Genomic DNA, 8,624 nt, shown 5'->3' on the forward strand with positions numbered 1-8,624 from the left:
CGACTCAAGGACAAGCGCAAAGCAGGGAATATCAAGATCAGGAGCTAGGTTTTTTGGACGCCGGGGTGGGTCAGTTTTACTCCGACGATTCCGACGAAAGTGGGTCAGTTTTCAACCGGCGTTGACAGATAAAGTTGACCTCAAAGTCTTCAAGGAGCGGACGGCCGACAATCGGCACAATTTCTGCTTCAACTTCTCCCTGGAGGATAACACCAACCCGGACGGCCTGCCCACCTCGGGGCTATTCCAATTTCCTGGGTAATCTGCAGCGACTGGCCTCTGAACGGCGAGCCAGTTCAATGCCCATCCGCTTGAATTAGGGGCTGTATTTCTTTCGTTTCATGGACACTTCTTTTGCTCGATATGGGCTTGCTCGGAAGTGTCCGTGTTAACGGGGTGGAATCTCATGCACTGTTCTATGAGGAGAGCACGCCGGCAACGGCGTGTTCTTACCCGAAGTCAAAGTCAGATCCTGAGCGAAAGTCCGTATCGCTACCACACTGGATCAGTGCAACGCTTTTTCGCCCGGGCGCAGTGTCAAGACACGCACGCCGCTCTCGGTGACGGCAACGGTATGCTCGAACTGAGCCGACAGTTGCCCGTCGCGCGTGACGACCGTCCAGCCGTCGTCCTCAGTTCGAATGGCACGTCGTCCTTGGTTCACCATCGGCTCTATGGTGAAAACCATGCCTTCGCGCAGTACTAGCCCCGTTCGCGGCTTGCCCCAATGCAACACCTGCGGCGGCTCGTGCATCTCCCGGCCGATGCCGTGCCCGCAGTATTCCCGGACGATCGAATAGCCATTCCTGCGGGCATGCCGCTCGATGGCGTGGCCCACGTCACCGAGCGTGGCACCTGGGCGGACAGCCTGGATGCCTTTCCACATCGCTTCATAAGCCACTTGCACGAGCCGCCGTGCCGGCTGCGACACCTGGCCCACCAGATAGGTCTTGCTGGAATCGGCGATGTAGCCATTCTTCTCCAGCGTGATGTCGAAATTGACGATGTCCCCGTCCTGCAGGATGTCCTCGGCGGAAGGAACGCCGTGGCAGACCACATGGTTGCGGGAGGCGTTTAGCGCGTAGGCGTAACCGTATTGCCCTTTGCTGGCCGGGCGTGCGTTGAATTCATGGACGATGAGGTCATCGACCAGATCATTGACCTGCATCGTGGACATGCCAATCAGATTCAGCCGATCAAGATGGCTGAACACCTGTGCCAAAAGCTGGCCTGACTCCGCCATCAGCGCGATTTCTTCTGGCCGTTTGGTCATGACGCCCCCATCTTGATGGGTTGCGCCACAACGCCCGCGGCCCGCAGTTCACGAGCAACGATATCGTTGAAGCTTTGCGTTGGATTCATTTCACACAGCATGCCGATCCTGATCCAGAAGGCTGCCTGTGCGTTGATCGACCGGCACGATACTGCGCTGGCCTTGCGCAGTTGGTCATGCAGATCGTCGTCGATGTTCACGATGCCCATGTATCTAGTCGTATATGAGACATATACGAATCATATAGTCGTCTTGGCCGTAGCGCAAGTGAACTGCGCTGACGTGACCAAGTCGACGCCATGATGGTTTCCTAGGAGCCGGTAGCGCAGGCCTGACTCGGCGCGATAGCAATGGCGGGCCGAGTTCGCCGATCGGGCTATGACGGCATGGGCATCGGCAAGCTCGGCCAAGCTCCACTCTCGACCGAGGGCGTCGCCTTGACCTCGAACCTTCAGTCCCTGGCAAAAAAGGCATTCATGCCCGGCAGGTCGGACAGGTAGGTCTCGATAGCAGCGATCTTGCCATCGCGCAAGGTGCAGACCGTAGCCAGATGCTCGTCCAGTACGAGGTCATTCCGGCGTGCAGTGTTATGCAGCGAGAGCGCGACATTATCCCGGCTTACCAGAATGTGCTTGAGCTCGAAATTCAGGCCGAAGCTGGCAATTAGCTCAGCTCTGGCAACGACTGCTTCCGCACCGACCGCTGGACCAGAGATCTGATTGTCTCCGGGCAGAACCCAGGTGGCATCGTCGGTAAGAAGCTTACGGATCGCCTGCCAGTCGCGGCGGGTCAGTGCGGCATGAAACTGCTTGGCCAAAGCAAGCTTTGTTTCGTAGGTATGCATGACTATTCTCCTGTAGCAGGGTGTACAGCGAGATTAGACAGCGCCAGGAATGGATCTGTAAAATTGATATTTGATAGTAGCTAGCAATAGATTCAAGTTATGAAGAAGCACGACATGGGTCTACTGGTGTCGTTGGATGTTCTGCTTGAAGAGGCCAACGTCACTCGTGCAGCACGACGCTTAGCCATCAGCCAGCCTGCACTCTCAGCCCAACTGGCTCGCTTGCGGCAGGTGCTTGATGATCCTTTGCTGGTGCCGGCCGAGCGCGGCCGAGGTATGCGGTTGACGCCACGCGCAGCGCAGCTGAAATCACCCCTGCATGAGTTGCTGACACGGCTTGAGGATCTTGTCGAGGCGCCCTACGCTTTCGATCCCGGCACGGCCAAGCGCGATTTCGCGATCGCCATCAATGACAATGCCGCGATGACGATTGGACTGGATCTCATCGAGCGCATTCGGAAGCAGTCGTATGTGGGCCTTCGATTGGCCATGCTCCAGATACCCCGTGATGAGGTCCTGGATCTCACAGCTCGCGGACGCATCGACCTGGTGATCGGCACCCGAGCCTTCATGCCCCCTGGTTTGCGCACCCATGATCTGGTCGACGACAGGTTTCAGGTGGCCCAACGCAAAGGGCATCCTCGCGGCACGGCTGCAATGACGCTGGAGCAATACTGCGCTTATGAGCATGTGCTGGTGTCTACCAATGGCAGTTATCACAGTGGGATCGATGATTTTCTTGCAGAGCTGGGGCATTATCGACACACCACGGTATCCGTGCAGTACTACACAGCGGTGCCACCGATACTTGAGCGCACGAACTGCCTGGCGACACTGCCTGAGCGCTTCCTACACCGCTTTGATCACATGATCGACCGCTTCGACCTCCCATTCGCATTCGATCCGTTCCAACTGCAGGTCGGTTGGCATCCGCGCTTTGACGAAGATTTAGGACATCAGTGGCTGCGTGAACAGCTGATTGCGGTGAGGCCCTTCTGACGCATGAAATGACGGGCACTCAAGGGGCTCGAAGCCCACGGGTAGTTGAGTTTCGCATCGGCCGAGTTTGCAGGCAGGAAACCGTGACCCGATGGAAAGCATTCCTGGGGCGTATGCAGGAAATTGTGCCGTGGAAGCTGCTGGCGAGTGTGATCGAGCCGTTCCAACGGAGGGCTGTTGAGTTCCATGCAGGGCATCGTCCCATTGGCTGGAGCGGATGCTTCTCATGGGCGCAACTACGTCCACCGCAGTCAATTCTTGCCGGAATAATAGCCGGAGGCAGTCGCGTGCAAGTTAGTCGAATTCTTAGGCTGACGAGTCTGCGATCGGCATGCCGGAAGCCCCTGTGCCCATAAGAAATGGAAGCAGCGCTGCCAATACATCTTCTGGCGACTCCTCCGGTTGAAGGTGGCCGCCCCGGATGGGTACGCCTTGGACGTTGTTGGCCCATCTGCACCAGATGTCGATGGGGGACGGGCCTTCCCACCCTTGTGGCCAAAGCACAAGCACGGGGCAGGACAGCTTCCTGCCTACGGCACGGTCGGCCGCATCGCAGGCGCGGTCCTCCTGCGCTGCTGCCCGATAGTCCTCGCAGATGGCGTGCCGAACATCGGGATCTTGGAACGCACGCCGATAGGCCTCGAGAGCGAGCGGCTCGACATTGCCCAGCCCGCCCGCCATACGGGCCAGCGCAGCATCGATGAATGCCTGCGGATCGGCGGACAGCAGCTTTTCCGGGAGCCCGAATGGCTGGGCCAGGAAGAACCAATGAAAATTGGCGCGTCCAAATCGTTCGTCCACCAGATCCCATGCATCCAGAGTCGGAATCACGGCCAGCGAGGCGAAGTGCGTCACCTGCCCCGGGTAATCGAGCGCGAGGCGGTATCCGGCGCGTGCCCCCCGGTCGTGTCCCACAACGGCAAACCGGCGGTGTCCAAGTTTGGCCATCAAGGCAATCAAGGCGTTGGCCACGCGACGCTTGGTCCAGCGAGGCCGATCCGAGTCGGGCCGACTGCTACCGTAGCCGGGCAGGTCCGGCGCCACGACCGTAAACGACTGTGCCAGCCGTGGCGCGACATGACGCCATGCAAGATGGGTTTGTGGGTAGCCGTGTAGCAGCAGCACGGGCGGTCCTCCGGAGCAGCCAGTGACGCCGCGGAACGCCACGCCGCCCGCCTCGATGTGCAACTCTGAGAATCCAGCAAATGAGTTCCACGATGCAATGCCGTCGATACCCGACATCATCAACTCCGTACGGTATGGATCGCTAGCGTGAAAGAGCCATGCGAACGAAATCCGACAGGTCCCGGTTAAAGCGCTCCGGTTTTTCGAGGAATGGCGCGTGTCCCGAATCGGAATACAGCTCGCTGCGGATCCGTGGGTTGAGGCTCGTGGCCCTGGCGATACTGGGCTTGGCCTTCACGAGCGCGTCCTGGGCGCCGTAGATCAGCAGGAGCGGAACCTCGGCCTTGCTCAATCCTTTGGCTGCCTCGACCGTCATCGACTGCACGGCACGTTGCATGTCCCACGATGCCAGCGCGGCGTTGGCCAGCAGCAAGGAGAACGTGGTCGCGTCGGGCTGGCGGTGGAAGCACAGCCGCAGGAAAGCGCGCTCGCCGTCCAAGTGGGTTTGCAAGTCCGAAGCAATCATGTCGCGATAGACGTCTGGGTGCGCCACGATCTGGTCGGGCTTCAGCTCGATCACTCCGTCGACATAGACGGCGCCGGCGATACCTTTGTCGCCATAGGCCGCCAGGTAGTTCGATATCACGGCACCGCCCAGCGACCATCCCACGAGCACCGGCTTGCGCGCGTGTGTCGATTCGATGATCGCGGCCAGGTCATCGGCCCAGCGGCGTCCGTCGGTGTAGGAGCTGGCCTCGGCCGGCTTGCCCGACAGGCCGTGCCCGCGCAGGTCGTAAGTGATCAATCGGTAATGCTGGAGTCGAGGGTCCTGCAATTGCTTACTCCAGTTCAGCCGGCTGCCCAGCAGGCCATGAATGAAAATGATGGGAGAACCCTCGGGATCACCAGCTTCCTGGACGGCCAGCACCACTCCATCGGGGGCAGTGACGGTGTAATCCCGGGTTGCGGCGAACGTAGCCGGCGCGGCGGCTAGTAGCGCGAGTGTCGCTATCAGTGCGCCGAGTGCACCACGAAGTTTCGACAAAGACATAGACACGTACTCCTAGGTTCCTAGAACACGCCTAGTCTCAAGCCTCACATTGATGTGAGTGTCAAGCGGGGAAATGGTACAGTGGGCCCATGTCCAAGCCTCAAAGCCCCATGACCATTGGCGATCTCGCCCACAAGACAGGAGCAAGCCGGCGCTCGATCCGGCATTACGACGACAACGGACTGCTAGCTTCCGTACGCGCGGAAAACGGCTATCGGATGTTTCTCCCCGTCGCCGTCACTCAGGTCCGTCAGATCCAGAGGTTGATCGCCACAGGCTTCAGCTTGGCGGAAATCCGCGGATTTCCCGATTGCATGCGCATGATCGAAGGCGCTGCAGCGTGTCCTGAAACGAGTGAAGTGCAACGCCGACGGCTCGCTTCCATAGAGCGGCAGATCGCGGACCTTGAACAGCGACGCGCACGGCTGCGCCAGATGCTGGTAGAAGAGGCCTAGCAGGCTGCTGAAGTACCCCCATCCTCGATCGTCGACCGACATCAGTGGCAGGAATCTCGAGTGTGCGGAACAGCCATCTTCGTGGAGCAATTGTTCAATGATCACTTGGAAATCTCCGAACCGTTCAGGCAGCCCCATCCTGGAATGCTCGCCTGGTAGCGGTAGAGGGCGGTTCCGACAAACCGTCGATTGTCCTTGGCGGTCACCCCGACATGACCGGCTCGACTGGGAAGCAGGCCGTGGATGCGATCCCATTGATCGTCTCGTAGGGCGTAACGGAATGCCATGGCTGCGCGGGCAAATGAAGGGGGGCGTCTAGCATCGCCTATCTGGGCAATTGATAACGGACCTAGGCACCGATGTGGCAGCCATCGTCACACTGGATCATGGCGAGCGGTTGGTGGGTCCCGTCAGTATCGCGTTCTCAACTGATTGACCGTGACCTGAGTATGGAACTTGTAGCCAATCAGGCAGTGAGTCCGGGGTTGATGGTATCGGGTTTCGACCAGTTCCGGCGAACGCTCGCCGGGGGTTTGTAACCATGGGCGCTGTGCGGCCGCTGCTCGTTGTAGAACTGCCGCCAGCGTTCGATCAGTACCTTCGCCTCGGCGCGGCTGCGGAACCATTCGCGGTTCAGCAGCTCGTCCCGCAGCTTGCCGTTGAAGCTCTCGACGAAGCCGTTCTGCCAGGGGCTGCCCGGCGCGATGAACGCCGGGCCGATCGCCGCGTCGCGCAGCCAGCGCATCCGTAAGCTTCCCCGATCCGCAGACACCCCATAAGTAGAACTTTCTGGCATGTTTTCCCCAGCCAGGAGGTTCCATGAAGAAGTCCCGTTTCACCGAGACCCAGATCGTCTCGATCCTCAAGCAGGCCGACGCCGGCGTGCCGGTCAAGGACATCTGCCGGCAGGCCGGCATCAGCGTTCCGACCTACTACAAGTGGAAGTCGAAGTACGGCGGCCTGGAGGCCTCCGAGCTGCGGCGTGTCAAGGACCTGGAAGCGGAGAACGCCAGGCTCAAGCGGATGTACGCCGAGCTGGCGCTCGACAACGCCGCGATGAAGGATCTGATCGCAAAAAAACTGTAGGGCCGGAGCAGAAGCGCGAGGCCGTGCGGTACCTGGTCGAGGTGCACACGCGGCCCCTGAGCCGGTCCTGTGATTGCGTTGGGTTGTCGCGGGCAGCGTGGTACCAGCCGCCGGTGCACTGGACGGTACGGGATGCCGAGATCATCGCGGCCCTGGCCGAGGTGGTCGAGAATCGCCCGAGCCGCGGCTTCTGGAAGTGTTGCAAGGTCCTGCGCCGTGCGCGTCCGGACTGGAACCACAAGCGAATCTACCGAGTGTACAAGGCGATGAAGCTCAATCTGCGCCGCAAGGCCAAGCAGCGGCTGCCCAAGCGCGAACGCGTACCGCTCTACGTTCCCCTGCTGCCCGATGCCGTCTGGTCAGCGGATTTCATGGCCGACGCGCTGGCGTGTGGCCGCCGCTTCCGGACCTTCAACGTGGTCGACGACTTCAACCGCGAGGCGCTGCACATCGAGGTCGACACCTCGATCTCGTCCACGCGCCTGGTCCGCATCTTCGAGCAGCTCAAGCGCGACCACGGCCTGCCGCAGTTCCTGCGTACCGACAACGGCCCGGAGTTCCTGGGCGAGGCCTTCGTGCAGTGGGCCAAGCTCAACGGCATGGCCATCCGGTACATCCAGCCCGGCAAGCCCAACCAGAACGCCTACATCGAACGCTTCAATCGGACCTTCCGCGAGGAGGTCCTGGACCAGCACCTGTTCACCCGCCTCGACGACGTGCGCGAGGCCGCGTACTGGTGGATGCTCGAGTACAACGAGGAGCGTCCCCACGATTCGCTCGGCGATCTGACCCCGGCCGAGTACCGCCAACGCGTCGCCGGAAGTTCTACTTTTGAAATGCCTGCTTGACGGGGAAGCTTACGCATCACCTTGGCCGCCGTGAACTCGGCGCCGTTGTCGGAGCGGACAAAGGCCGGCTTGCCGTAGAGCCGCATCAACCGCGACAGGGTCAGGATCACGTCCTGCGCCCGCAGGCTGGCCCCGACCTCGATGGCCAGGCACTCCCGGGTGTATTCGTCGATCACGCACAGCATCTTCAAGGCGCGCCCGTCGACCATCTGGTCGTGGACGAAGTCGTAGCTCCAGACGGCATTCGGGCGAACCGCGCCCGGAAGGCGGATATCGTTGCCGGATCGGCGGCGACGCGGCCGGCGGCGGGGAATGTTCAAGCCCAGCCGACGCCACAGGCGCCGCACCCGGGCCTCGCCCAGGTCCAGCCAGGCCGCCATCCGGCGATACCCGAACCGCGGCACCTTCGGCGACGCGGCCAGCAAGCGCTCGGCCACCGCCTGGTCCTTGGCGGCCTGGCGCGGGGCGTAGCTGGCGATGCGGCGGCTCAGGCCCAGGTATCGAAGGGCCTTGCGCTGCGAGAGACCCCGACGGACCAGCATCTGGACCGTGTCGCGTCGTTCCGACGGGGTCGTCATTTTTTTCGGACTATCTCCTTCATCCCGTCGATGACCAGCATCTGCTCGGCGACCAACCGCTTGAGCCGGGCGTTCTCGGACTCGAGGTCCTTGAGCCGGCGGGCATCTGGAACGTCAAGGCCGCCGAACTTGTTGCGCCATCGGAAAAAGGTCTGCTCGGTAACGTTGTGCTTCTTGCACAAGGCCTTGATCGACATGGCGCCGATCTCGGCCTCGCGCAGGATGCCGATGATCTGCTCGTTGAATTGCCCCGGGAATCGAGGAGGCTGTTTGGTTAAAGTACAGCGTTCATCGGCACAGAGTCAGAGTTGGTACGGAGATAGCGTTCTTCAGCCTGCGCAGGAGGAATATACCCGATGGACCCG

At 60.8% G+C, this 8,624-nt stretch carries 8 protein-coding genes and 3 pseudogenes; 3 read left to right on the forward strand and 8 right to left on the reverse strand.

The window, feature by feature from the left end; genetic code table 11:
- Positions 1 to 505: 505 nt before the first annotated feature.
- The 3 genes from map to NGJ44_RS22755 form a co-directional block, all read right to left on the reverse strand.
- On the reverse strand, positions 506 to 1,273 hold the full coding sequence (map, locus tag NGJ44_RS22745) for a type I methionyl aminopeptidase (protein WP_251865987.1): 768 nt from the start codon (positions 1,271 to 1,273) through the stop codon (positions 506 to 508).
- On the reverse strand, positions 1,270 to 1,482 hold the full coding sequence (locus NGJ44_RS22750; protein WP_001554376.1) for a ParD-like family protein: 213 nt from the start codon (positions 1,480 to 1,482) through the stop codon (positions 1,270 to 1,272). Before NGJ44_RS22750 ends, map begins: the two co-directional genes overlap by 4 nt.
- 242 nt (positions 1,483 to 1,724) lie before the next feature.
- Entirely contained in the window at positions 1,725 to 2,117 is a 393-nt protein-coding gene (locus NGJ44_RS22755; protein WP_001554375.1) for a nuclear transport factor 2 family protein, read from the reverse strand.
- Between the two features lie 99 nt (positions 2,118 to 2,216).
- Here NGJ44_RS22755 and NGJ44_RS22760 point away from each other — a divergent pair, with 99 nt between their 5' ends.
- Positions 2,217 to 3,116 (forward strand): LysR family transcriptional regulator, encoded by a 900-nt coding sequence (locus NGJ44_RS22760; protein ID WP_251865989.1) that lies wholly within the window; start codon positions 2,217 to 2,219, stop codon positions 3,114 to 3,116.
- Positions 3,117 to 3,422: 306 nt separating this feature from the next.
- On the opposite strand, the gene NGJ44_RS22765 is transcribed toward NGJ44_RS22760, so the two are convergent.
- Together NGJ44_RS22765 and NGJ44_RS22770 are read right to left on the reverse strand one after the other, a co-directional pair.
- Complete coding sequence (locus NGJ44_RS22765; RefSeq protein ID WP_251865991.1) at positions 3,423 to 4,361, reverse strand: alpha/beta fold hydrolase; 939 nt, start codon at positions 4,359 to 4,361, stop codon at positions 3,423 to 3,425.
- Between the two features lie 22 nt (positions 4,362 to 4,383).
- Complete coding sequence (locus NGJ44_RS22770) at positions 4,384 to 5,292, reverse strand: alpha/beta fold hydrolase (RefSeq protein WP_251865994.1); 909 nt, start codon at positions 5,290 to 5,292, stop codon at positions 4,384 to 4,386.
- Positions 5,293 to 5,381: 89 nt separating this feature from the next.
- On the opposite strand from NGJ44_RS22770, the gene NGJ44_RS22775 reads away from it, so the two are divergent.
- On the forward strand, positions 5,382 to 5,747 hold the full coding sequence (locus tag NGJ44_RS22775) for a MerR family transcriptional regulator (protein WP_251865995.1): 366 nt from the start codon (positions 5,382 to 5,384) through the stop codon (positions 5,745 to 5,747).
- Positions 5,748 to 5,852: 105 nt separating this feature from the next.
- Here the strand turns inward: NGJ44_RS22775 and NGJ44_RS22780 are convergent.
- Together NGJ44_RS22780 and NGJ44_RS22785 are read right to left on the reverse strand one after the other, a co-directional pair.
- Positions 5,853 to 6,034 (reverse strand): annotated as a pseudogene (locus NGJ44_RS22780) (IS5/IS1182 family transposase); the annotation flags it as partial.
- Positions 6,035 to 6,213: 179 nt separating this feature from the next.
- A pseudogene (locus NGJ44_RS22785) lies at positions 6,214 to 6,459 on the reverse strand (integrase core domain-containing protein); the annotation flags it as partial.
- Between the two features lie 107 nt (positions 6,460 to 6,566).
- Between NGJ44_RS22785 and NGJ44_RS22790 the strand changes: the two are divergent.
- Positions 6,567 to 7,681 (forward strand): IS3 family transposase gene (locus NGJ44_RS22790; protein WP_251865997.1). Its coding sequence is split into 2 segments (ribosomal slippage): positions 6,567 to 6,819 and positions 6,819 to 7,681, totalling 1,116 coding nucleotides; the frame shifts between segments, so codons are not numbered across the junction.
- On the opposite strand, the pseudogene NGJ44_RS22795 reads toward NGJ44_RS22790, so the two are convergent.
- Positions 7,636 to 8,492 (reverse strand): annotated as a pseudogene (locus NGJ44_RS22795) (IS3 family transposase); the annotation flags it as partial. The gene NGJ44_RS22790 and the pseudogene NGJ44_RS22795 sit on opposite strands and share 46 nt — an antisense overlap.
- Between the last annotated feature and the right edge of the window lie 132 nt (positions 8,493 to 8,624).

The organism is Achromobacter sp. Marseille-Q4962 (genome assembly GCF_943737005.1).
Classification (GTDB): Bacteria; Pseudomonadota; Gammaproteobacteria; order Burkholderiales; family Burkholderiaceae_B; genus Achromobacter.

Coding starts and splice junctions, on each gene's coding strand:
- NGJ44_RS22770 (WP_251865994.1), bottom strand. CDS start 5,292: ATGTCTTTGTCGAAACTTCGTGGTGCACTCGGCGCACTGATAGCGACA.
- NGJ44_RS22765 (WP_251865991.1), bottom strand. CDS start 4,361: ATGATGTCGGGTATCGACGGCATTGCATCGTGGAACTCATTTGCTGGA.
- NGJ44_RS22750 (WP_001554376.1), bottom strand. CDS start 1,482: ATGGGCATCGTGAACATCGACGACGATCTGCATGACCAACTGCGCAAG.
- map (WP_251865987.1), bottom strand. CDS start 1,273: ATGACCAAACGGCCAGAAGAAATCGCGCTGATGGCGGAGTCAGGCCAG.
- NGJ44_RS22755 (WP_001554375.1), bottom strand. CDS start 2,117: ATGCATACCTACGAAACAAAGCTTGCTTTGGCCAAGCAGTTTCATGCC.
- NGJ44_RS22775 (WP_251865995.1), top strand. CDS start 5,382: ATGTCCAAGCCTCAAAGCCCCATGACCATTGGCGATCTCGCCCACAAG.
- NGJ44_RS22760 (WP_251865989.1), top strand. CDS start 2,217: ATGAAGAAGCACGACATGGGTCTACTGGTGTCGTTGGATGTTCTGCTT.